24 protein-coding genes and 1 other RNA gene are annotated in these 23,808 nt (G+C 64.7%); 23 read left to right on the plus strand and 2 right to left on the minus strand.

The genetic code is table 11. The features are described 5' to 3' along the window. Positions 1-14: 14 nt before the first annotated feature. From U1E26_09415 to U1E26_09450, 8 genes are all read left to right on the plus strand, one after another. Complete coding sequence (locus tag U1E26_09415) at positions 15-1,082, plus strand: M42 family metallopeptidase (GenBank protein ID MDZ4169861.1); 1,068 nt, start codon at positions 15-17, stop codon at positions 1,080-1,082. Positions 1,083-1,132: 50 nt separating this feature from the next. Beyond that, positions 1,133-1,519: a hypothetical protein gene (locus U1E26_09420; GenBank protein ID MDZ4169862.1), complete on the plus strand. Its 387-nt coding sequence runs from the start codon at positions 1,133-1,135 to the stop codon at positions 1,517-1,519. Then, a complete protein-coding gene (gene smpB / locus U1E26_09425; GenBank protein ID MDZ4169863.1) occupies positions 1,516-1,989 on the plus strand; it encodes an SsrA-binding protein SmpB in 474 nt (157 codons plus the stop codon). Before U1E26_09420 ends, smpB begins: the two co-directional genes overlap by 4 nt. 124 nt (positions 1,990-2,113) lie before the next feature. Further along, positions 2,114-2,465: a transfer-messenger RNA gene (ssrA, locus tag U1E26_09430) on the plus strand. A gap of 160 nt (positions 2,466-2,625) precedes the next feature. After that, complete coding sequence (locus U1E26_09435) at positions 2,626-4,278, plus strand: EAL domain-containing protein (GenBank protein ID MDZ4169864.1); 1,653 nt, start codon at positions 2,626-2,628, stop codon at positions 4,276-4,278. 33 nt (positions 4,279-4,311) lie between these two features. Further along, entirely contained in the window at positions 4,312-4,713 is a 402-nt protein-coding gene (locus U1E26_09440; protein ID MDZ4169865.1) for a hypothetical protein, read from the plus strand. Continuing rightward, positions 4,710-5,564: a hypothetical protein gene (locus tag U1E26_09445; GenBank protein MDZ4169866.1), complete on the plus strand. Its 855-nt coding sequence runs from the start codon at positions 4,710-4,712 to the stop codon at positions 5,562-5,564. Before U1E26_09440 ends, U1E26_09445 begins: the two co-directional genes overlap by 4 nt. After that, on the plus strand, positions 5,561-6,031 hold the full coding sequence (locus tag U1E26_09450) for a pyridoxamine 5'-phosphate oxidase family protein (protein ID MDZ4169867.1): 471 nt from the start codon (positions 5,561-5,563) through the stop codon (positions 6,029-6,031). Before U1E26_09445 ends, U1E26_09450 begins: the two co-directional genes overlap by 4 nt. Before the next feature lie 13 nt (positions 6,032-6,044). On the opposite strand, the gene U1E26_09455 is transcribed toward U1E26_09450, so the two are convergent. Next, entirely contained in the window at positions 6,045-6,776 is a 732-nt protein-coding gene (locus U1E26_09455) for a hypothetical protein (GenBank protein MDZ4169868.1), read from the minus strand. Between the two features lie 183 nt (positions 6,777-6,959). Here U1E26_09455 and U1E26_09460 point away from each other — a divergent pair, with 183 nt between their 5' ends. The 13 genes from U1E26_09460 to U1E26_09520 all read left to right on the plus strand — a co-directional run bounded on the left by U1E26_09460 (position 6,960) and on the right by U1E26_09520 (position 21,646). Next, positions 6,960-7,706, plus strand: coding sequence for a DUF4388 domain-containing protein (locus tag U1E26_09460; GenBank protein MDZ4169869.1), 747 nt, complete (start codon positions 6,960-6,962; stop codon positions 7,704-7,706). A 5-nt stretch (positions 7,707-7,711) separates the two neighbouring features. Further along, positions 7,712-9,223, plus strand: coding sequence for a CheR family methyltransferase (locus U1E26_09465; protein MDZ4169870.1), 1,512 nt, complete (start codon positions 7,712-7,714; stop codon positions 9,221-9,223). Positions 9,224-9,297: 74 nt separating this feature from the next. Further along, on the plus strand, positions 9,298-9,678 hold the full coding sequence (locus U1E26_09470; GenBank protein MDZ4169871.1) for a response regulator: 381 nt from the start codon (positions 9,298-9,300) through the stop codon (positions 9,676-9,678). 15 nt (positions 9,679-9,693) lie between these two features. After that, positions 9,694-11,508, plus strand: coding sequence for an ATPase, T2SS/T4P/T4SS family (locus U1E26_09475; GenBank protein MDZ4169872.1), 1,815 nt, complete (start codon positions 9,694-9,696; stop codon positions 11,506-11,508). A 7-nt stretch (positions 11,509-11,515) separates the two neighbouring features. Continuing rightward, positions 11,516-12,007 (plus strand): chemotaxis protein CheW, encoded by a 492-nt coding sequence (locus U1E26_09480; GenBank protein MDZ4169873.1) that lies wholly within the window; start codon positions 11,516-11,518, stop codon positions 12,005-12,007. A 2-nt stretch (positions 12,008-12,009) separates the two neighbouring features. Beyond that, positions 12,010-12,567 (plus strand): chemotaxis protein CheW, encoded by a 558-nt coding sequence (locus U1E26_09485; GenBank protein ID MDZ4169874.1) that lies wholly within the window; start codon positions 12,010-12,012, stop codon positions 12,565-12,567. Positions 12,568-12,594: 27 nt separating this feature from the next. Further along, positions 12,595-13,821 (plus strand): methyl-accepting chemotaxis protein, encoded by a 1,227-nt coding sequence (locus tag U1E26_09490; GenBank protein MDZ4169875.1) that lies wholly within the window; start codon positions 12,595-12,597, stop codon positions 13,819-13,821. 36 nt (positions 13,822-13,857) lie between these two features. Then, complete coding sequence (locus U1E26_09495) at positions 13,858-16,236, plus strand: hybrid sensor histidine kinase/response regulator (protein ID MDZ4169876.1); 2,379 nt, start codon at positions 13,858-13,860, stop codon at positions 16,234-16,236. Positions 16,237-16,248: 12 nt separating this feature from the next. Next, positions 16,249-17,292, plus strand: coding sequence for a chemotaxis-specific protein-glutamate methyltransferase CheB (gene cheB, locus U1E26_09500; GenBank protein ID MDZ4169877.1), 1,044 nt, complete (start codon positions 16,249-16,251; stop codon positions 17,290-17,292). Positions 17,293-17,505: 213 nt separating this feature from the next. Then, on the plus strand, positions 17,506-19,113 hold the full coding sequence (locus U1E26_09505) for a hydrogenase iron-sulfur subunit (protein MDZ4169878.1): 1,608 nt from the start codon (positions 17,506-17,508) through the stop codon (positions 19,111-19,113). Continuing rightward, positions 19,110-20,000: a F420-nonreducing hydrogenase gene (locus U1E26_09510; protein MDZ4169879.1), complete on the plus strand. Its 891-nt coding sequence runs from the start codon at positions 19,110-19,112 to the stop codon at positions 19,998-20,000. The genes U1E26_09505 and U1E26_09510 overlap by 4 nt, the downstream gene beginning before the upstream one ends. Further along, positions 19,993-21,405 (plus strand): Ni/Fe hydrogenase subunit alpha, encoded by a 1,413-nt coding sequence (locus U1E26_09515; GenBank protein MDZ4169880.1) that lies wholly within the window; start codon positions 19,993-19,995, stop codon positions 21,403-21,405. Before U1E26_09510 ends, U1E26_09515 begins: the two co-directional genes overlap by 8 nt. A gap of 1 nt (position 21,406) precedes the next feature. Then, the gene (locus U1E26_09520; protein MDZ4169881.1) at positions 21,407-21,646 is read left to right on the plus strand and encodes a hypothetical protein; all 240 of its coding nucleotides are present in this window, start codon (positions 21,407-21,409) and stop codon (positions 21,644-21,646) included. On the opposite strand, the gene U1E26_09525 is transcribed toward U1E26_09520, so the two are convergent. After that, positions 21,634-22,134, minus strand: coding sequence for a hydrogenase maturation protease (locus U1E26_09525; GenBank protein ID MDZ4169882.1), 501 nt, complete (start codon positions 22,132-22,134; stop codon positions 21,634-21,636). The genes U1E26_09520 and U1E26_09525 overlap by 13 nt on opposite strands. Between U1E26_09525 and murI the strand changes: the two genes are divergently transcribed. Then, positions 22,133-23,056, plus strand: coding sequence for a glutamate racemase (gene murI / locus U1E26_09530; protein MDZ4169883.1), 924 nt, complete (start codon positions 22,133-22,135; stop codon positions 23,054-23,056). The genes U1E26_09525 and murI overlap by 2 nt on opposite strands. Next, positions 23,047-23,796, plus strand: coding sequence for an MBL fold metallo-hydrolase (locus tag U1E26_09535; GenBank protein MDZ4169884.1), 750 nt, complete (start codon positions 23,047-23,049; stop codon positions 23,794-23,796). Before murI ends, U1E26_09535 begins: the two co-directional genes overlap by 10 nt. Positions 23,797-23,808 lie beyond the last annotated feature (12 nt).

A 23,808-nucleotide genomic window follows, 5' to 3' on the forward strand; every position in this document is an offset into this window, starting at 1 on the left:
AGAAAGGCCCATCCATGCAGAAGAGAGACCTCGCGTTCCTTCAGGAACTCGTCGAAGCGCCATCGCCGTCCGGTTTCGAGCAGCCTGCGGCCGCGGTGTTCCGCAAGCGGCTCTCTCGTGTCGCCGACACCGTTGAGACCAACGTCATGGGATCGGTCCACGCCACGCTCAAGGGCACGAAGCGCAATGGCGTGAGCGTCATGCTCGCCGGTCACATCGACGAGATCGGCCTCATGGTCAACTACATCACGTCCGAGGGCTTCATCGCCTTTGCGGCGATAGGCGGCGTCGATGCAGCGATTCTGCCGGGCATGCGCGTCCACGTGCACACGAGCGAGGGGCCGCTGCTCGGGATCATGGGTCGCAAGCCCATTCATCTTATCGAGGACGACGAGCGCAAGAACGTCACGAAGATCGAGAAGCTCTTCATCGACTTGGGCCTGCCCGCCGACAAGGTCAAAGAGCGCGTCCGGGTGGGCGACTGCATCACCTTCGGCGTCGGATTCGAGGCCTTCGGTGATGACCTCGCCGTATCGCGTGCGTTCGACGACAAGATGGGCGCTTGGATAGCGGCGCGCGTGCTCGAGGAGGTCAAGAAGGCGGGTGGCGCGGCGGGCGACCTCGTCGCGGCGGCCACAGTCCAAGAGGAGATCGGCCTGCGCGGCGGCATCACGAGCGCCTGGGGAGTCGATCCTCAGGTCGGCATCGCCGTCGAGGTGGGTCATGCCACCGACTACCCCGACATCGATAAGCGTAAGCATGGCGAGGCGGACTGCGGCAAGGGTCCGATCATCGCTCGGGGGCCCAATATCAACCCCGCAGTGTTCGACCTGCTCCTTGCCGCGGCGGACAAGGCGAAGGTGCCCTACCAGATCGGAGCCGAGCCCCGCGGTACGGGTACCGACGCCAACGCGATCCAGCTGTCCCGTGGTGGTAAGGCGGCAGCTCTCGTGTCTATTCCGCTGCGCTACATGCACACGCCCACCGAGGTGCTCTCCCTCAAAGACCTCGACTCGGCCGTGAAGCTTCTGGCGCGGTTCGTGCTCGATCTGGCGCCCGGGACTGACTTCACACCTCGCTAGGAGCATTCAGCCGCCTTGAAGATCACCTTCGTCCGTCCGGGAGCGCCTCTGTGGAGATAACCGCGTTCGCCAAGGTCCTCATCATCATGAACAACTACTTCCACGACGTTGCCACGGCGATGTTGTTCTCAAGCGCCCTCATCGTCTGGCTGCTCGGCAGACGCGTCGAGCGTGACGGGGGAGACGCGGCCGCCTGGTTCCCCGGGGCCTACGCCACCCTCTCATCTATAGCCAAGTGGTCCATCGTCTGGATCGTGGTGGGCGGAATCCCGCGCACCATCTTCTTCGGCGACGTCGAGTGGAACATGGCCGACCCGTCGAACAAGTACCTGTTCACGGCGCTGATGATCAAGCACGCGCTGATGTGGATATTCGTCATCGCCGGATCGGTCATGTGGCTGCGTATACGGAAAGTCGCGAAGGCCACGGTCGCATGAGCGAGCCGCAGAACCGTGCCATAGCCACCAACAAGAAGGCTCGCCACGACTACTTCATCGACGAGACCTTCGAGTGCGGAATCGTTCTGACCGGGACTGAGGTCAAGTCGTTGCGCGAGAACCGTGCGGCACTGCGCGACTCGTTCGCGACGGTTCGCAGTGGTGAGGTGTGGCTTCACGGCGTTCACATCTCGCCCTACAGCCACGGAAACCGGGCGAACGCAGACCCCGACCGCCACCGCAAGCTCCTGCTGCACAAGAAGGAGATCCGCTACCTCATCGGCAAGACGAAGGAGCGCGGATACACGCTCGTACCGCTGAGCCTGTATTTCTCGCCTCAGAACAAGGTGAAGGTGGAGATGGGGCTTGCTCGCGGCAAGAAGAACTACGACAAACGCGACACCATCGCCAAACGCGATCAGCAGCGTGATGTGGAGCGGGCGCTCAGGGATCGCACGAAGGCGGAGTGAACCCGGTCGGCGAGGGCGCCGATTCCCAACGGTTCGCACGGCGTTTCCCCCCATGTCAGTTGAGGCGGGTATACTCTGCCGTGCACGCTAGGCACATTGACAACGTCGAGTGCCACCCTTATCCGGGGGTGACTGGTTTCGACATGATAGTTCTGACGGAGGAAGCAGGCCGAGGTCTCCTCGCCTCGTTAAACAGGGGTAAAGACGCTCAAGCGTCGACAATAATTACGCCCTCGCTGCCTAAATAGAGCAGCGACGCCAACCGGTATGCGTCTCCGATACCGCGACGGCGCCATTCAGGAGACTGCCGCGACGTACGTAGTCGGTATGACGCTCGCGAAAGACTGAACCGACTGGGCGCGGGCACGTGGGTCACCGCGTGTCGCCTGAGCCGAGAAACCAAGCGGTGACTGAGCCTGGAGATGCCTCCCGGAGGGCTATTGTGGACATGGGTTCGACTCCCATCACCTCCACCACCACCGGTTCGGGTTCGCTTCATGCGGATCCGGTTTTGACGGCCCGTCGCTTCGTGCGGCGGGCCGTGTTTGCTTCCGCGGGGAATAGACAACCCAGTAGGCCCGATGAGCCCGGTGCTCGCGGGAGGGTTTTCGTGCGCTCCGCGAAGGAGGACAGCCGTTGAGATCACCTGATGACACGCGTCCTGAAGGACTGGATGCGGCTACCGCGTTCTTCGAGGGCGCGGGGGTACCGGTGGCGCACGTGTCTGCCTCCGGGCTCCTGACCGCATACAACCCGGCATGGTCGAGCCTGTTGGGCGTGCCGCCTTCTGAGCCGTGGGGCTGGCTCGACGCATTCGTCAGCCCGGGGAGGGAGCGGGTGCGCGGAGAGCTGTCTGCCGTATTCTCGCGAGGATTCTCTGAGGAGATCGAGGTCTCAGGACTCACTGCGACGGGCGCGATCTGCCAGCTCGTCATCGCGGTCGCCCCCGTCCGCAAGGGTGTCGACGGGGCCTTGGTCATCATCTGGGACATCACCGAGCGCCGGCGTAACGAGGAGCGACTCGCGTTCATGGCGGGTCATGATGCCCTTACGGGTCTGGCAAACCGAAGGACCTTCGATGAGGGCCTCGGGCGAGCCGTCAGCAGGGCTCAGCGCGGAGCGATGGCACACCTGCTCGTGTTCGACATCGACAATCTCAAGACGCTCAACGATTCGCGGGGTCACCTTGCGGGCGATCAGGCGCTCGTCAACGCGGCGCTGCTCATTCGCCGGCACGTCCGTGCGATGGACCTGCCTGCGCGCATCGGCGGAGACGAGTTCGCAGTCCTACTTGAGGATTTAACCGCAGACGAGGCTTTCGTCATCGCCGACCGAATCCGAGCCGCCGCGGCAGTTGACGGGCTCGTCACGGGGGGAAGCGAACTCGGCCTGGGATTCTCGTGTGGACTGGCGGCTATCGACGCCTCGGGCGACGCGCGCAGTGTCATCGAGCGCGCGGACCTGGCGCTGTATGCGGCAAAGTCAGCGGGCAGGAATCGCGTCGTGGTGTGGGCTCCCGAGGTCGGTGGACCGGGAGAGTCAGAGCGCATGGCCTCGTTGGTGCGCAGCGCGTTCGCCTCCGAGGGGTTCAGTCTCGTGTACCAGCCGGTGGTCTGTCTGGCTGACAAATCGGTGGCCTACTACGAGTCGCTCGTGCGCATGGAGGGCACGGGACGGCGTAAACACGTGCCCGGCGAGTTTCTGGCCGTCGTTGAGCGACAGGGGCTGCTGCCACGCTTGGCGCGCCAGGTCTTCGACTTGGCGCTGGCACAGCTCGCGGCCGTTCCGACTGCAAGCATCTCGATCAACGTATCGGGCAGCGAGCTGGAAGACCGGGAGCTGCTGAGCGAGATCGCCGATGCGATCGATGCCTCCCGTTCTGCCGCAGGACGGCTGATCATCGAGATCGCCGAGGTGAACCTGCTGTCTCACCTCGCCGCCGGACGGCTCTGGATGCAGACGCTGGCTCCGCTGGGATGTCGGTTCGTTCTGGACGACTTCGGAACGGGGACCGGGGTGTTTGCCCTCCTTCGTGAGCCCTACATCGAGCAGGTCAAGTTGTCTCGCGCGGCCACCCGCGCACTCTCGGGCGAGCGGGGACATCAGGCGTTCGTGCTGGCACTGCGCGAACTCATCGAGTCACAGGGAAAGACCGTCGTCGCAACCTATGTCGAGACCGCGCGGTTGTTGGGCGAGGCGCGTGACGCGGGGTTCGAACTCGGGCAGGGATACGAGTTCGGCGAGCCCGAGGCGGACCTAGCCGTCCTGGTCGCGCGCATGGGGCGATGAGCGCACCGCACCGCGTGGGTTAGAATCGCCGCCATGAACGTGCATCCTACTTTCGGCGAGCGCCGTTTCGGGCTCTCCTTCGACGAGTGGTCTGCGGCCGCAGGAGCGCTGGTCGACCTGCTTGACGCGGCTGCTGTACGTCGACAGACCGTCACCTATGGCCAGGCCGCCCGGGTCGCCTTCGGGGGCCGTTTCTCGGCTCGGTCCTCGGCGCTGATGGCGCTGCTCGCCGAGGTGGACGAGGCTGCACTGCGTGAGCGCGGCGTCATGGTCGCAGCTCTCGTGGTTCGTGCCGACACCGGTCGGCCGGGGGAGGGCTTCTACCGGTTCGCCGAGGCGATGGAGAACCAGCAGATCACCGACCGCGAGGAGTACTGGCGAGCCCAGGCGCAACGGGTGTGGAACGCCTACGACGAAGAGAGGCGTATCCGATGAGCGATTCCGTGCTGTGGCGGGCGCTGTCCGGGGGCCCACCCATCACGGCCGTGGGCGTCACCTGGCTTTCCGATGAGGTTCGCGCCGTGCTGCCGGAAGGCGGCGGACCCGGCGGCCTTGCTGCCTTCGCGGTTGGCGCGGGTGCGCAGTTCGTCTTCGTGGATGCCGGCGCCGATCACGCGCTGCAGGAAGCGCGCGCCCTGCGCCAGCACGCCATCGAGCCCGTGTGGGTTGTCGGCGGGCCGCTGGGTAGCGTCGCGGCGGAACTCGGCTGGGATCGAGTGATCAGGGCGTCTGCGAGCGGGTTCGCGTCGCTGCAGACCGAGATCGAGGAGGCCACGCGCACCGCCCTTGCCCGTGTCGCGGTTGGCCTGCGGGGCGGCCTGCGGGTCCACGTGATCGCCGATGACCTCGCGTCTGACGTCGGTTGGCTCGTGGACCCCGCCGCGGTATCGGTGCTCATGCCGCATTATCGGCGCCTGGCCGGGGCGGTGACGGGCGGCGGTGGGCGCGCCATCTTTCATTCGGACGGTGATCTGCGCACGGTCTGCCCGCAACTGGTCCGCTGCGGGTTCGTGGCCCTGCACGTGGGAGCGGTGCCGAGCGGGTCGCTTCGCGCGGTGCTCAGGGGGGTGCGCACCTGCGGACTGATTCCCGCCGGTGGGATCCCCGCGGCTGCTGCCGAGACGTCAGTCGAGGAGCTCGCGCGTCTCTGCGCCGAGGTCGCGCTCGAGGGTGCGTTCGTGTTGTGCGACGATGGGGGCCTCATGACGAGCGAACAGCTGACGAGGGTCACGGAGGTCCAGCGCATGGTACGAACTCTGGCAGCCGAAGGGCCGGTGCCACGATGAGGCGAGACGACAGGGCGATCACCGACCCTGCTCGACTCGACGCGATCATCCGTGCCGGCCGCTTCGCCAACTGCGCGCTTATCGCTCCCGACGGACCCTACGTCGTGACCCTGAGCCATGGGTACGACGCCGAACGGGGCCGACTGTACTTTCACGTGGCCCACGAGGGCGAGAAGCTCGACGCGATCGCCATCGACGCCCGCGCGTGCGTGACGGTCGTGGTCGCCGGGGAGTACCTCCAGGGCGAGTGCGCCCACCCCTACGAGTCGGTCGTGATGCGGGGTACGATGCGGGTGGTCACCGATGCTGATGAGAAGCGTCATGCGATCCGCGTTCTCGTGGAGCACCTCGAGGACGATCCCGAGACCTACTGGGTGAGCCGGAGCCTCGATGAACCGGCACGGACCGCCGGGTTCACGGCACTGTGTTTCGAGATATCTGAGGTGACCGGCAAAGCGGGTTCCTGACGCTTCGCGTCGGTCAGGGCTCCAAGAGTATCGTGGCGCCGAGGGGCAGTGCGGCCTCAAGAGCACCGATGTCAGCCGCCGAAACGATTACGCTTCCCTCGGGCCAGCCGCCCTCCTCGGTGCCGATGACAAGCCCTCCGCCGAGCGCCGTCTTCTCGGGTGGCGGTGTCATCGCCCGGCTCGCCGTGATGATCGCGCGGTGATCGCGCCGCGAGATCGCCCCGCGCTCGAGTGCTGCATCAGCATCGGATTCGCCTGGGTAGGAGATCTTCAGGTACTCGCCGCCGTCGCGGTGGCCCTTGGCGCACACGTGGTACTCGCCCTCAGGCGTTCGCCCGTCGGACCGGGCACACTTCGCTCCGAGGGGCTCACGGCCCAGCGAGATGATGGCGTAGCGGGCAACGGGAGCGCCATCAGAGCGAAGGACGATCTCACGTGCCGCTTTACGCACGACGATCGATGGGTCGACGAGCACATCCGGAAGCGAATCCCGTTCGCTGTGGACGCGGTCGATGGACTCGATCGGGGGAGTGGCTGGGGCAGAATCGTCACGTCGAGGCTGCAGCGGTGTATCCGATGGGTCGGCCGCCGCCAAGGGCTCGTCGATCGGCGGAATGGTGCGTTGCGTCGTCGACCGTCGCACACGAGCCCGGCGCTCGGCGAGCAGGACCCCTACGGTCAGGCCGAAAGCCAGGCCGAGGAGCGCGAGCACATTGCGCCATGACGAGCCGTTGCGCACGATCACCGCCTTCCGTCGCTTGAGGACGATGATACCCGTCGGTGCCCTCAGCGATGCCTTTGAGCGGCGGGTTCGTCTTGGCGACGTGCAGGGCCTGCGTGCTAGGATGGGCGTGCGCGCGGTGGACCGCTCGGGGGATTGCGCGCGCCCGCATTTCAGGTCAGCCCCTTTTCAACGGAGGGTCGGTTAGTGGCGCTAGAGGGCAATCTCAAGGACTTCTCACTCTCCGACATGTTCCGGTTGCTCCAGACCGGGTCGAAGACGGGCACTCTGCATATCGATCGCTCGTCCGCGCACGGGATCGTGTGCTTCCGAGATGGCCAGGTCTACCACGCCAACTCCACCGGCTCGTCGGAGGCGGTGGGCAAGCGTCTCGTCCGGGCGGGCGTCGTCTCTGAGAAACAGCTCCGTCAGGCCCAGGGGCTCATGAAGATCCAGAAGCGAGACAAGGCGGAGCGCAAGCTCGGTCAGATCCTCGTGGACGAAGGGTATCTTGAGGCGGAGGTTCTCGAGAGCTTCGTTCGTGACACCGTGTCCGATGCGCTGTTCGACCTCATGCGATGGGAGGACGGCGAACTGCGGTTTGAGCCTGACGAGACCGTCGCCGCCGCAGACCTCGGCATCACCGTACCCGTCGACGGCGCCCTGACGGATGCGGCCAAGCGCCTCGAGCTGTGGAACCGCATCTGCGAGAAGATCCCCTCGCTCGACACGCGGTTCTCGATGTCGGGCACGCCGGGGGGCAAGTCCGGTGAGATCCACCTGAAGCCCCGTGAGTGGATGCTGCTGTGCTACCTACATGGCAGCCGCAGCGTGCGTGAGCTCGTGGAACTGACGGGCTACAGCGACTTCGACACGGCGAAGATCCTGTACGGCATGTATGCCGGAGGCTTGATCGAGAAGGTCGGACCCGCAGGCGAGCGGCTCGAGGACTGACGGCCATGCCGAACGAGGAAGCGCTTCGCAAGGACCTCACGCCATCCGAGTTCCAGCTCTTCCGGGACTGGATCCACCAGCACTCAGGGATCTTTCTCGAGGAATCGAAGATGGACTCGTTGCGCATCTCGCTCGTGACGCGCGCGACCCGCTTCAGCTTCACCGACTACAGGGACTACTTCCGCCTCTTGTCGGCAGACGAGGACGAGTTCAAGGAGCTCATGAACCTCGTCACCATCAACGAGACGAGCTTCTTCCGTTTCCCCGCGCAGTTCGATGCGCTGCGAGACACGGTGATCCCCGAGATTCTTGACGCTCGGCCCATCAGTTCCTCGCGGCAGTTCCGGGTGTGGTCGGCCGGTTGTTCCACCGGCGAAGAGCCGTACACGTTGTCGATGACGCTGCTGGAATCGTGTCTGGAAGGGCTCGGCTACAACTTCGAGGTCGTGGGCACGGATGTCTCGACTCAAGCGTTGGAGCGCGCGCGCAAGGCGGTCTACCCGGCACGTACGCTGACGAGCCTGAACCAGTCGGTCCTGCAGCGCTGGTTCGAGCCCACCCCGGACGGCCAGCGCCCCGTCAAGCGTGTGCGAGACCGATGCTCCTTCCACTACCACAACCTCATCAAAGAACCGTACCCCCTCGCGCTCATGAGCAACTGGGACATCATCTTCTGTCGCAACGTGACGATCTACTTCCGGGTCGAGTCCACACGTCGCGTGGTGGACCACTTCTTCGACGCACTCAATCCGGGCGGCTACCTCTTCATCGGCCACTCGGAGACACTCACTTCGATCTCCGACCGGTTCGAGCCCGTCGAGATCGGTGGCGTCTTCTTGTACCGCAAGCCTGAGATCAAGCGGGCTCTGTCCTTCGATGACGTGGTCGCACGTCGTCAGGGGCGCACCGGTGTTCGTCGCGAGGATCCCGCGTCGCACCCGGCGGGTGTGCGCCCGGCGCGTGTCCGGCGCTACCAGCCCAAGCCGGAACCCGAGCCCGAGGAATCCGTCGCCGAGGTGCTCATCGCCGAAGCCAAGGCGAAGCTCGAACAGGCGAGCGCAGCTGATGCGTTGGTGCTTGCCACTCAGGCCATCCAAGCCGATCCGGAGAACACGGAGGCTCATCTCATGGCGGCGTTCGCGTATGCGGATCTCGGCAAGCTTGACGAGGCCATGGAACAGGCCGAGACGGTGCTTGAGACCTACCCGCTGACCGCAGGCGCCCGCTACATCAAAGGAATCATCTACCAGCAGCGCGGGCAGGTCGATCTTGCCATCGCTGAGTTCAAGCGGACCATCTACATCGACTCGGATTTCGTCTTGGCGCATTTCGCCATCGCGAATCTCCAGCGGCAGCAGGGCAACCTCGCGGATGCGTGCCGAGAGTACGAGAACACCCTGAAGTCCCTCTATGCGAAACCCGAGGGGTCGTGGACGGCGTTTCTGGGCGGGTTCAGATCCGACCTTCTGGCACGGAGTTGTGAGCGCAGTCTGATAGAGTGTGGACGGAGCGGATGACGCCTGTGCCCTGCTGAGGCGGGGTGTTCGCAGGGCGGATACGCTGGACACAGGATACGAGGGGAGTCACCCGAATGGCGACAGCGCGGATACTCGCGGTAGACGACAGCCCGACCATCCTCGAGATGATCAAGGCCATCCTCATCGCGGGCGGCTACGAGGTCATCACGGCGGCGGACGGTGCGGAGGCGCTTGAGACCGCTCGCGCTGAGATGCCCGATCTCATCCTGCTCGACGTCATGCTTCCGAAGCTCGACGGGTATCGGGTGTGCCGACTGCTCAAGTTCGACCAGAAGTACAAGAGCATCCCGATCATCATGCTGACTGCCAAGACAGAGGAACAGGCGATGGCTACGGGCATTCGCACCGGTGCCAACCAGTACCTCACGAAGCCGATCGAGCCCGAGAGGCTGCTTTCTGCGGTCGCCGAGGAGCTCCAGCGGGCCCAAGGGTAGCGGAAGGCTCGCGAAGTGGCTGAGGCGACGTCCATCGCATGCAGGGTGCTTGAGGCAGCCGTCGGCGCCGGGATGCTTGCCGTTGACCAAGTCAGCGCGGCACGGCGTGAGGCTGGCAGCGATGCCGCAGCCGGCAAGTCCATGCTCGCCAAGGGGCTGGTGACCGAAACCCAGCTCGCATCTCTGCTGGAAGATCAACTCGGCTTCCCCCGAGTGGACCTGCAAAGCTATGCCCCGGATGACGAGGCCCTGGCTCTCATGCCTACGTCGGTGGCTCGTGCGCGAGCGATGCTTCCCCTGTTCGAGATCGAGGGGACCCTCACCGTCGCTATCGGCAAGCCACAAGACATCTTCGACCTCGATGACATCGGGACTGAGCTGGGCGTCGGTATGGACGCCGTGCTCGCCGATGCCTCCGACGTTCAGGCTGCGATTCTGCAGTACCTCGGAGCTGAACCTGTCTTCGTCGAGCCGGTGATCGAGCTGCCCGCCGAGGACCTTGAGATCCTGGCCTCTGACTTCTTCGAACTCGGCGATGACACGCCGGTGGTCATGGAGGTTCCTGCTGCGGACGCTCCGGACGAGACAGCTGCCTCCCAGACCGTCGAAGAGGTGGTCGAATCGGCCGCTCCGGTCGGTGCCGCCACGGTCGACCTTGACGTGCTCGCGGTTGCCGATGAGCGCAAGGTCGCCGTGCTCGTCACCGACATTCTTGAGCAGGCGGTGCAGCGTGGGGCCAGTCGGGTGCACCTGCTTCCCTACAAGACCGACTTCTTCTTGGTGTTCCGCGTCAAGGGACGGCTCGAGAAGGTCGCCAGCGCGCCACTGTCGATGCAGCAGCCTCTGATCGACGGGTTCAAGTCGTTTGCGAAGCTCGGCGGCGTGGCGGCGAACCGTCCGACGCTTGGCCGTATGCATGCCGACATCGCCGGCAAGCCGGTGGTGCTCACCCTTTCGTCTGTGCCTACCGTGGCGGGTCAGCGCTTGGTGGTATCGATCACCGCCCAGAAGCCGCAGCCTCGTGATCTTGCTGAACTCGGGATGTCGGAGGCGGAGAGCCGCGCGCTCTATGCGATGGTGGAGCGTGGTCGCGGCATCCTGCTGGTCGCCGGACCGGTGGGTGGCGGGCGTTCGACGTCCTACTACGCGCTCTTGCAGCATGCCGCGCAGGTCGGAAAGACCGTCTACTCCGTTGAGCGCTCCATCGATTACGAGATTCCTGCCGTGGCGCAGGTCCTGGTCAGCCCCGGTCAGCCGATCGGCGCGGCCAGCTACTTCGCCGCAGGTATCCGTCAGGACACCGACGTCATGGCGATCGACTCGGTCCAGTCCGCTGAGGACGTGCACCTCGCCATCGAGGCGGCCGGCCTTGGCAAGCTCATCGTGACCACGTTCGCCGGCGGAGACATCGTGCACGGTGTGAGGCGGATGCTCGACCTGGGAACCGAGCCGGTCTCGCTTGCGAGCGCGCTCACCTTGGGTGTGGGGCAGCGCGTGGTGCGCACCAACTGCCCGAACTGCTCGGTCGAGGAGAAGAGTCCGCTCGCCGCGAAGATCCCGGGGGCCGAACCCGGTTTGGTGACCAAGCGGGGAACGGGCTGCCCGAACTGCGGCAAGACCGGTTTCGCGGGTGCTACCATCGTCTACGAGGTGCTGCCGTTCACCGAACCGGTGCGCGCGGTCATCGCGCGTGGGGGGTCCGCCGAGGCGATCGAGTCAGCCGCGCGTGCTGCCGGCATGCGACCGATGATCGCATCGGGACTCGCGAAGGTGCGCGACGGGCTCGTGAGTCCCGAGGAGCTCGACCGAGTCATGAGGTTCGCACAGTGAGGACGAGATGACCGACGAGACTGCCATCGCACCCGAGGGTGCGCCCGAGGAAGACGCGACCTGTCTGTACGTGGACAGGGTGATCACGTTCTATCTGGACTCCCAGCGCTATGCGCTTCCCATCGATCGTGTCCAGGAGATCCAGCAGATCGTCGCGTTCTCTGAGGTCCCAAGCGGTGGTTCGGGTGTCGTGGGCATGGTCAACCTTCGCGGTCACGTCATTCCGGCTGTGGACTTGAGACAGGTCGTAGGACTCGGCCCCAAGGAGTACGATCTAGAGACACCGATGATCATCTGCCGAATCAAGGGTCAGCTTGTCGCGCTGGTTGTCGATGAAGTGCAAGACGTGCTCGAGTTGCCCGACGGATGTCTTCAGGCGGCTCCCCCGATGCACTCGCTCTCATCGAAGATGCTCGGCGTGGCCCGCATGAGTGATGGACTCATCTACCTGTTCGATCTTGACCCCTTGCTCGCATCGACGCTGTCAGGGGGGTGGTGACGGTGGCGAATACCGAGATACACCGGGCGGGCTCTCTCGCCGAGACCGCCGAGGAGATCCTCAATCGGCGCGCGGAGTCTCTCGCACGGGAGACGATCGAGGAAGAGGCGGCACACCGCCTTGCCCTCCTTCTTTTTCGAATCGCTGAGGAGTGGTACTGCGTGCGCGTTTCGGACGTGCGCGAGATCTTCCAGGAGTACGACATCACGACCGTTCCCGGTGTCCCGGATTACATCCTCGGAGTGGTCAACGTGCGCGGTGAGATTCTCTCGATCACCGACCCCGCGACGCTCATGCACATCGGTGCCATCTCGCTCGACGGAGTAGAACAGCCTCCGGCGATCGTCATCGTCAACGGAGAGGTCGCGACGGCGATCGTGGTCGACGAGATCGGCGATATAGCCGAGATTCCGGACGACTCTGTCGAGCCACCGATCAGCATCATCGATAGGGCGCAGGCAGCGTTCATCTCGGGCTCGGTCCACGTCGGCGACAACATGGTCGGCTTGATCAACATCGAACGAATGCTCGAGCCGGTAATCACGGGCGGACGTCACTAGTCACGCAGACCGAAAGCTGGAGGACACATGGGTATCTGGAAGCGCATCAACAGTCAACTGCTCTACAAGGTGACGTTCTTCGTCGTCGTGCTGCAGGTGCTGTTCCTTCTGTGCCAGTTCGCGCTGATGGTCTCGCTGTTCGCTACTGACCTGAGGGCCGAGACCAGGGTACAGACGGGCGTCGGCATCATCTTCGGTGTATCCATTCTGCTGACGATCGTGTTCGGCGTGATCAACTACCTCCTCGTCAAGCGAACCGTGGGTCCGCTCACCGAGGTGTCCGAGTCGGTTCGTGTCGCGTGCCAGGGCGAGATCGGGCGCAAGGTGACCGTGAGGAGCGACGACGAGATCGGTACACTCGCCGCGAGTTACAACCAGATGCTGGACCTGATCGTGTATCTCATTCGCCAGACCCAGGAGTCCAGCCGCCGTCTCCAGCAGTCGGCCAACGACATCCTCTCAGCGACCGAACAGCAGGCGTCCGGTTCCGCTGAACAAGCCGCATCCATCAGTGAGACCACGGCGACCATGGAGGAGCTGGCTAGCACGTATCGACAGATCGCGGAGAACGCCGATCATGTCGTGAACATGGCCGAGGCATCGCTCAGCAACGCCGAATCAGGTCAGCAGGCGGTCATGAACACGCTCACATCGATGGAGACCATCAAGTCGCGTACCCAGCAGAGCGCCAACAAGATTCTTGCGCTCGGCGAGCGCAGCCAGCAGATCGGACAGGTCCTCACGATCATCAACTCGATCGCGGACCAGACCAAGATCCTCGCCCTCAACGCTGCCATCGAGGCAGCCCGCGCGGGAGAAGCCGGCAAAGGCTTCAGCGTGGTCGCCATCGAGATCCGCAAGCTCGCGGAGTCTGTCGTGGAATCGACCAGCGAGATATCGACGATCATGACCGAGATTCAGGCCGCGGCCAACGAACTCGTGATGTCGACGGAGCAGGAGCTCAAGCAGGTGCAGTCGGGTGTAGACCTCGCTCACGTGACCGGCGAATCGCTCGAGCAGATTCTGGAGATGGTTGAGCAGACGACCGTCGCCGCCAAGGAGATCAGCGCGGCTACCCAGCAGCAGAAGTCAGCGACCGATCAGGTCGTCAAGGCGATGCGGGAGGTCGCCTCCGTGGCTCAGCAGACGGCCGCCGGTTCGCGCCAGGTGGCGGGTTCGGCAGAGTCGCTCTCGGCGATGGCCCGAGAGTCCAGCCAGGTGGGCTCGGCCTTCACCATCGTCGATGGCGCGTAGGATTCGAAGGTCGGTCAGCGGACAGGAAGGCTCGCCATGGTCGAGTTCGACCGCAGCGCGTTCATAGGGAAGTTCCAAGAAGAGGCGCAGGAACTACTCCAGCGCCTCAACGAGGGCGTCATCACGCTCGAGGGTGACCCTGAGAACCGCGAGCTCATAGACCAGATGATGCGCGATGCCCACACGATCAAGGGCTCTTCGCGGATGGTCGGCCTCATCGAGATATCAGACGTCGCACACTGGCTCGAAGACATCATGGTCAAGGTCCGCGACGGTGACATGAAATACACGCCGCAGATGAGCGACTACTTCTTCGAGGCGCTCGACGCCATCGTCTACCTTGCCGACAACAAGGGCGTCAACGAGGGCGATGTCCTCGACCTTGATGGCCTGAAATCTAAACTGGCTGCACTCGCAGACGGCGGCACGGATGCCGCGAAGGCTGCTGAAGCCGAAACGGCAGAAGCGGCAGCGAATGCCGCAGCTGAACCGGCTCCCAAGAAACGCAGTCGCAAGAAGGTCGCTGAACCGGTGCAGGAACTGGATGACGAGTTGCCGGACGATGATGACGACGATGCCCATGAGGCTGTTGAAACGGAGCGAGTCACTCAGGACGCGGCGCCTAAGAGCCGTTCATCCGCGGGCAAGAACCTCTCGCCGGACGAACTCAAGACCAAGGTGCAGGCGACCATACGAATCAAGACCGCTCAGGTGGACTCGCTACTGAATCTCATAAGCGAGGTCGTGATCGGACAGATCAAGGCCGAACAGCGTGCCAACGAGATGCGGGTCATCCAGTCGGGTGCCACCGAGTCCTGGCAGGCGTGGGCACGAATCAGGTCCATGCTCGCGGCGCTCGGAGAAAGCGGGGCAGTCGACGGGCTGGCGGAGGACGTGAATCTGCTAGACGGCAGCCTCGCCAATAGCCAGCGGGCGCTCTCGGAGTTCGTCAAGGTCTATTCCGAGGATGTCAGCAGGACCTCGCTTGTGGTCACCGATCTACAGGAACAGGGCATGCGCCTGCGCATGCTTCCGGCCAACACGATCTTCCAGACGTTCCCGCGCGCCGTTCGGGACCTCGCCAAGCAGTTCAAGAAGGAGATCGACTTTCAGATTGAGGGCGGCGAGACCGAACTCGATAAGAAGGTGCTCGAAGAGATCAACGACCCCCTCGTGCACATAATGCGCAACTGCGTGGATCACGGCGTCGAGGATCCTGAGACCAGAAAGAAGCTGGGCAAACCGGCCGTGGGTCACGTCAAGCTGGAGGCTCGCCAAGAGGGTGACCGGATCATCATCGAGATCACCGATGACGGCGCCGGTATCGACCCCGACAAGGTACGGGAGTCCGCGGTTCGGAAGGGCTACCTCACCGAAGCCGAAGCGAGCGCGATGTCGGACCGCGAGGCGAAGTACCTGATCTTCGAAGCGGGCTTCTCGACTGCGGCGATCATCACCGAGATCTCCGGGCGCGGAGTCGGCATGGATGTGGTGCGCGAGTTCGTCGTGGAGAAGCTGAAGGGGTCGCTCGACGTTGAGTCCGAGGTCGGCAAGGGCACCACGTTCAAGCTGACGATACCGCTCACCCTCGCCATCATCAGAGCTCTCATGATCCGAGTGGGCGAGAAGGTCTTCGCGATGCCTACGGGCTCCATCGACGAGACCCTCAGGGTCGATCCGGCCGAGATCATCAAGGTCGAAGGCCGCGAGGTCATTCGGAGGCAGCGCAGGACTATTCCGCTCGTGCGTCTGTCAGAGATACTCGGCGTGCCCGTCGCGCCCGCTGAAGGCATGAAACAGCCGATCGTCACCATCAGCTATTCAGGGCACCGGATGGGCTTCATGGTCGACGGCTTCGTCGGCGAGCAGCAGATCGTCATCAAGCCGCTGGGGAGCCACCTCAAGAAGATCGACAACGTCGCCGGCGTGACGATTCTGGGTGCGGGCGAGGTTGTGCCGATTCTCAACATTCCTGACCTGATGACCAATGCGCGAACCCGTTCGGGTCACCGGGCTGGTCCGACACACAGGGACGAGAGTGAGGGTCCGCGCTCGGTTCTCATCTGCGAGGACTCCTTCACGACCCGTGAGCTCGAACGTTCGATCTTCGAGGCAGCCGGCTACCAGGTGGAGACGGCGGTGGACGGTGCACAGGGCTACGCGAAGCTGCACGAGGGGCTCAAGGTCGATGCGGTGGTCACCGATGTTCAGATGCCGAACATGACGGGCTTCGAGCTGACCAAGGCCATCAAGTCGGACCCATCCCTCATGTCGATCCCGGTCATCATCGTCACCTCGCTCGAGCGTGATGAGGAGAAGGCCGAAGGCATCGAGGCAGGCGCCGATGCCTACATCACCAAGTCGGTCTTCAATCAAGACACCCTGCTCGAAACGGTCGAACGCCTCATACGCTGATAGGGGATGCGCGTGCCCGAAAAGAAGAGGATTCGAGTCGTCATCGCCGACGATTCACTCGTCGCACGAGAGATGCTTGCAACCATTCTGGGCAGCGAACCCGACATCGAGGTCGTCGGTCAGGCGAAGGACGGCCACGAAGCGGTCGAGATGGTCGAGCGACTGCGCCCGGACTTGGTCACCATGGACATCCACATGCCGAAACTCGACGGCCTGCGCGCCACTGAGAAGATCATGGCGTTCACGCCCACTCCGATTCTGGTGGTCTCATCCTCCGTTCACGGTGAGGGAATGGGCCGCGCGTTCGATGCGCTCAACCTCGGAGCCCTGGAAGTGATCAAGAAGCCCGAGCCGCGTGATTGGGCGGATCTGGACCGCATCGGCCGAGAGGTCATCAGGAAGGTCCGGGTGCTCTCCAATGTGCGCGTGATCACCCATATTCGCGGGCGACACGGACCGGCTTCAGCGGGTCGGCTGCGGCAGGTCGGGTCAAGCTCGCGCACGCTGGTGGCTATCGGTTCATCGACCGGAGGTCCGTCCGCTCTGCTCGAGGTGCTTGGCAGGCTGCCCCAGGAGTTCCCCGCGCCCATCGTGGTCGCGCAGCACATCGCGGACGGGTTCGTTCCCGGGTTGGTGGGTTGGCTCGATTCAGGCTGCAGTATTCGTGTGGTCGCCGCGGAGTCAGGCCAGCGGATCGAGCCGGGCATCGCGTACTTCGCCCCGACGGGGTCGAACATGGCGCTCGATGGCGGCACCGTGAGGTTCCAGCCGCCGGGACACGGCCAACTCTATATTCCGAGCGCTGACACGCTGTTCGATTCGGTGTCGGTGAGCCACGGCAACCGGGCGGTGGGCGTGCTGTTGACGGGTATGGGCGCCGATGGAGCCGAGGGGCTCAAGCTCATGCGCAACAAGGGCGCTGCCACGATCGCTCAGGACGAAGAGACGTGCACCGTGTTCGGCATGCCGCGAGCGGCCATCGAGATCGGCGCCGCCGAGAAGGTCCTCCCGATCACCAAGATCGCCGAGGCTGTCGAAGCGCTCATCGCGGGTTGATACGGACGCGGCGCTGAGCTCCTGGTGCGTCGCGATCTGCCGCATTGTCGTTCGATTGCCCCCTTTCGCCCAATTGCCATCTCGATTGGCGCTTGAGGCACCCTTCCTCTGAGCCGATACTGAGGCTATTCGCGTGTTGAGGCCGTGAGTCGCCCCCGGTAGGGCATGCTCCAGCCAGCGAAATCGGCGAGAGAGAATAAGGGGTGAGGGCGCATGGCGCTCGGAGTCTTCCTGTCCCGCTGCGGCGGGCGAATCGAATCGGCGCTCGACATTCAGGCCGCACTTGCGGGAGTCGCTGGTCGTGCATCGGTCGTGCGCGTGCTCGATGACTTCTTCGATGCCGGCGTGGCCGAAGGCATCTCACGCGACATCGAAGAGCACCGGCTGGATGCCGTGGTTCTCGCGGGTCACTCTGAGGAGCACTTCGCCAAGAGCCTCTCGGCGAGCCACCTGCGGGACGCCATCGTCGCAGCAGGCGTGAACGCGAATCGAGTGGCGGCGGCCAACATCTTGGAGCAGTGCGCTCTGGCACATCCCGATGATGTCGCCGGCGCTACCGCGAAGGCGCGTGCCATCATCGACGTCGCCGCCACCCGGGCCGAGATGGCCGAAGCGGTCGAGGGTGAGATGATCCGGCCACGCAGCTCGGTACTGATCCTCGGCGTCACCGCTGAGGCGGTTGTGGCCGCCCAACGTCTCCTGCGTCTGGGATACAGCGTTGTTCTCGCAGATCGCGAGGACGGGTCCAAGAGGGCGGGACGGGCCTTCGAAATGCACGCCACGACGTCATACGTCTTGGACCATCCCCAGGCCAGAGTCATCGATTCGGCGCGTCTGCAGGACGGGGACGGCTATCTCGGCGACTTTCGCATCGTCCTCGAGTCCGCCGACGGCCTCGAGACCTATCGGGTGGGCGGGATCCTTCTTGCTCGCCCCGACCACACGGAGTGGGTCAGCGAACTGAGGCAGCACTTCCGCGTCGACGTGGACGATGCCGGGTTCGCCCGCTCACTGGATCCGGCGATGCACCCGGCCGAGACGGTCGACCCCGGCATCATGGTCATGCCTTTGAGGCGCAGTGATGCGCAACAGGTCGACAAGGTCGCAGCCGCCGATGCCGCTGCGATGGCCCTCGTCCTCAAGCTTTCGCACGACACCGTCGTGCACTACCGTGACACCTCAGCGGTCGACACGGCGCTGTGCGGAGGGTGCGCCACCTGCGTACGCACGTGTGCCTTCGGCGCCTGCTCCATCAGCGACGACGGCTTCAGTGACGTGGACATCCGTCGCTGTGTCGGCTGTGGCAAGTGCGTCGTGAGTTGTCCGGTGGGTGCTCGCGATATCGTCAGCTCGCCGCACGACTATCTGCTGGGGGCGGTCCGCGACCTGGCGCGTGCGAAGGTCGAAGGCGACAAGGTCATCGGTTTTCTGTGCGGCGGCTGCGGGTACCCTGCGGCCGACAGCGCGGCGAGCACCGTGGCCGGGCGCGGCGTCGGCTATCCTTCATCGTTCCTGCCGCTGCGCATCCCGTGCGGCGGGCGCCTGGACGCACTCTACGTGCTGGAGGCCTTCAAGGTCGGCTTTGAAGGCGTCTGCGTGTATCGATGTCGCGAGGGGCATTGCCACAACCTCGTGGGCAACCTCGACATGGACCGGCGGGTGAACCTGCTTCGGACCGTCTTGCGCTCGCGCAACATCGACGACGCGCGTCTGCGCATCATCGATATCTCGCCCTTCGAAGGGGAGCACTTCATCCACACACTTGAAGAGGTGTACTCCACCATCGGCGGACTCGCCAACGGGAAAGGAGGTCCGCTGTGAGCAAGCCCACTTTGGCCACGGTGTCATTGGGCGGTTGCGAGGGGTGCCACGTCTCGCTCCTCGATGCCCACGAGGGCCTTCTCGATCTGCTCGAAGCGGCCGATCTCGTGCACTCGCCGTTCAGTGGCGATGAGGAGATTCCCGCCCACGTCGATGTGGTGATGGTCGAAGGTGCCATCACCACCGAGGAGGACCTCCGCCGACTCCACGCAGCTCGAGCGTCCGCGACGACCCTCGTGGCTGTCGGATCGTGTGCGGTGCTCGGCGGCATCGGCGGTCTGAGGAACCTGAGCCCCGTGGCGGAGGTGAAGGCACGTGCCTTCGGAGACCACGTGACCAAGTCCGAGCGCCTTCCGCGTCTGAGGCGTCTTGTTCAGCCACTGAGCGACTTCGTCGAGATCGACATCTCCGTACCCGGTTGCGCACCCGAGACAGGGCTCATCGTTGATGCGCTCGTCGCGGCGGTGAGCGGAAACGAGTTCTCGTTCGGAGTTCGCAACCTGTGTGACGAGTGTCATCGCGAGAAGCGTGCGCTGCTGGAGCACTCCTCGGAGTTCGTGTCCGACGACGTGCTCGCGCTGATGGAGCTCGATGAGATCGACCCGAAGCGCTGCTTCCTCGAACAGGGCCTCATCTGTATGGGCCCCATGACACGAGAGGGCTGTGGCGCGAAGTGCACCGCAGCCAACGTGCCGTGCCGCGGATGCATGGGCCCGAGCCGGCTCGACTACGAGCAGGGCGCCAAGACCATCGATGCACTGGCTGCAGTCCTTCCGGCCGGAGGAATCATGTACATGGACGATCTGATAGGTACGGGGTACCGGTTCTCGATGCCGGTGTCGGTGTTCCCTGGTGCCCTTGACCACGAAGGAGGCGACGATGACTGAGACGGTCACGCTTCCTGCGATCAAGCGCATCGAAGGTCACGGCCGGGTGGCGTTGCACCTGGACGACGATGGTCGTGTCGCCGACGCCCATTTCGACGTCATCGAGTTCAGGGGCTTCGAGAAGATGCTCGAAGGTCGCATGGTCTGGGAGATGCCGCTCATCACCAGCCGCATCTGCGGCGTCTGCCCGGTCTCGCATCATCTGGCCGCAGTCAAGGCGGTGGACGCGCTCTACGGCGTCGAGATCCCGCGGGCGGCACTCCTCCTTCGAGAGCTCATGCACCTCGGGGGCTTCGCGCAGGACCATGCGCTGCACTTCTTCTTCCTCGCAGGGCCGGACTTCCTCACGGGAGGGGGCGCGAGCCGTGACCTGCTGGGCGTGATCGAGGCCAGGCCGGATCTGGCTCGAAGGGCCATCGCCCTGAGGCGCGCCGGGCAAAACGTCGTCGAGGTCGTCGGGGGGCGCAAGAGCCACCCCGTCGCTGCGATACCCGGCGGGATGAGCCGAGGCATCGACCGGTCACAGCGCGATGAGTTGCTGGCGGCCGCGAAAGGCATGTTCGACGACGCGCGCTCAGCGGCCGACCTTGCCGTCGAGACCACCGCGAGGCTGATGTCCGAGAACCCGGGATACGCCTCGACGCCGAGGTACAACATGGCGCAGATGCGCGGCGATGAGTTCGCCATCTACGACGGCACGATTCGCATCGTCTCACCGGATGGATCGGGTTTTGCCGAGTTCGATGCGGCCGCCTACGCCGATCACCTCACCGAGCGCACCCTCGATGGCAGCTACGCCAACTCGCCGTACCTGACTGCCGAGGGCCCCGACAAAGGCGGCTATCGCGTGGGCCCGCTTGCTCGGGTGAACATGGCCGAGACGATGGGCGGTACGCACGCCGATGAGCTGCTTGCGGGCTTCCGTGAGCGGTACGGGCGCCCGGTGCATTCGGTGCTCGCATTCCATCACGCCCGCATGATCGAGCTCGTGGCCTCCGTGGAGCGCATGATCGCGGTTCTTGAGGACGACGAGATCGTCTCCGACGCGGTCAGGGTGCGCGTCGACCGCGGGATCGAGGGGCGCGGAGTCGCCGCCGTCGAGGCACCACGAGGCACCCTCATCCATGACTACGAGGTCGACATGGTCGGACGGGTCACGAGGGCCAACCTGGTCGTCGCCACGACGCACAACGTCGGATCCCTTGACGCCGCCGTGCTTGAGGCGGTACAGGGCTTCGCCAAGGAAGACGCGTTGACCGACGAGAGCGTGCTGCGCATGGAACTCGGCATCAGGGCCCACGATCCGTGTCTGAGCTGCGCGACGCACGAGATCGGGCGTATGCCCCTCGTCGTGTCCGTGCACAACCCTGACGGGACCCTCGTCGCAGAGCGGGGGGTGTCGTAGCGTGGAGGCAAGCGGTGCGCTCGCTCAGCTGAGGGGCAGGCTGGAGGACAGCTTCGGCAGAGGCCTTGCGACGATGATCATAGCGAGCGCGAGCAACGCTGCTGATGTGTCGACCATCGGAATCGATGCCACGGGCTTCGTGAGGCTCGCAGAGAAGGTCAGTGCGGACCAGCGCGTGGTGGACATGTGGGGCACGGCCGGTGCGTCAGATGCCCTCGCGCAATGGCGTCAACTCGTCTGAGCCTGGCCCACGATTCTGCGAATCACCGACACGGCCTCGAGCGCGGCCGAGGTCGCGGTCGCGCTGAGCCGCTCGCCGTGTCCCATCTCGGGGGCCGCCACCGTGACGGCGAACGCGCGCGGGCACCTGCCCCAGAGCGCGACGCTCATGGCCAGAAGCGACGCCGGATCGATCCCATGGCCGGTGGGGCGCGGTGCCGGTCCTGCGTGGAGAGCTCGCACGTCAACGGGCGGCTCGCCGCGGCGCACCGCATCAACGATCACGAGCGCATCGACGGCCGCGACGTCCTCGGCCATGGCTACGTCGAGGTCGGTGGCGGACAGAACGACCACGTCCGGCACGGGCTCCGACTCTCTCATGAGCCGCGCGACCTCATGCCCGACTCCATCGTCGCCACGTGCCAGGTTTCCGATGCAGATGACCAGTGTGGTGCCCATCGTCACAGTATGACCGACTGTCGGCGCGACGAACGGTATACTTCGGTGCATGGAACCTGCTGCAATCGGCATCTTTGACTCTGGCCTGGGGGGGCTTACGGTTGCGCGGGAAGTCGCGGCCGTTCTGCCGGGGGAGTCACTCGTCTACCTCGGTGATACCGCGCGCTGCCCGTACGGTCCGCGCGATCTGGCCGAGGTTCGCCGCTTTGTGCTTGAGATCGGATCGTGGCTGGAAGGCCGCGCGGTCAAGTTGATCATCATCGCCTGCAACACGGCGACCGCAGCCGGTCTGGCGCTCGCCCAACAGACGTTCTCGGTGCCGGTGATCGGCGTGGTCGAGCCAGGCGCGCGCGCGGCTGTGATGGCTACGAACAACCGGCGGGTAGGGGTGATCGGGACGGTGGGAACCATCGAGTCCGGCGCCTATAGCACAGCCGTCAGGGCGATAGACGCCGGCGTCACGGTGTTCTCGGCGGCCACCCCGCGATTTGTCGACATCGTCGAGGAGGGCCTTAGGCGGGACTCGGGGCGTATCGAAGACATGCTCGCGCACGCCAGCGAGGTGTTCATCCGACCTTCGTTCTATGAGATCGCGCGGGACTATCTCGACCCGCTCAAGCGAACCGGGGTGGATACCCTCGTGCTGGGGTGCACGCATTTCCCGCTGCTCTCGGCCGCCATCGGGCAGGCGATGGGCTCGTCGGTGCGTATCATCAGTTCTGCCGAGGAGACCGCGCTGGAGGTCGCCGAGACGCTCAGGCGTCGCGGCGCGCTGGCCGCGCCGGGCAGCGGCGTTTCGCGCGCCTTCGTCACCACAGGGGATGAGCGTGAGTTCGAGCGGCTCGGTTCGCGCGTGTTCGGTGCGCCGCTGGGAGCGGTCGAACGCATCACCCTCGAAGAACTCGCCGACTTCGTCTCGCCCGAGGCGATGCGACGTGCCGCCGTCTATGAAGGGGAGCCCACATGCGCGTGACTGTTCTCGGTTCGGCAGCGAGCCACGCAGCACAGGGGCAGGCGTGCGCGGGCCATCTCGTGGAGTGCGATGAGACGCGGGTGCTGTTCGACTGCGGCAACGGGGTCTTGGCCAACTTGTATCGGGTTGCTGATCCAACCGAGATCGACGCAGTGTTCGTCACGCATAACCATCCGGACCACTACGTCGATCTGTACTCGATGCAGTCGATGCTGCGCTACTCGCCCGAGGGCCCGGCTCCTGCCGTTCCGCTGTTCATGCCGGAGACGCTCTTCGAACGAATGCAGCTGCTACTCTCCGAGCGCGGTGCGTTGGAGTTCCGGGAGGCTTTCACCTTTCGCCCGTTGGAGCACGGCCGGGCCGTCAGCGTCGGCTGCCTGACCGTGACGCCGCTACTCGTTGACCATACCGAGCCGACGTACGCGCTCGTCGCGGAGTGTGCCGGGCGCAGGTTCGTCTACACTTCGGACACGGCGCCGGGTCCCCGTGTTGCGGCTGCGGCCGAGGGTGCGGACTTGTTGCTGGCCGAGGCGACGCTACCTGAGCAGTGGGCCGGCGCAAGCCCCCACCTGACCGCGCGGCAGGCTGGCGAGTTGGCGCGGGGCGCGGGCGTCAAACAGCTCGTGTTGGCGCACGTGTGGCCCACCAACGACCGTGAGGCGATGCAGCGACAGGCCGACGAGGCGTTCGGGCGAGCGGTCACCATAGCCACCGAGTTCGACGTCTTCGACGTCGGATGACTTCAGGGAGAG

Source organism: Coriobacteriia bacterium, assembly GCA_034370385.1.
In the GTDB taxonomy this organism is placed as follows: Bacteria; Actinomycetota; Coriobacteriia; order Anaerosomatales; family PHET01; genus JAXMKZ01.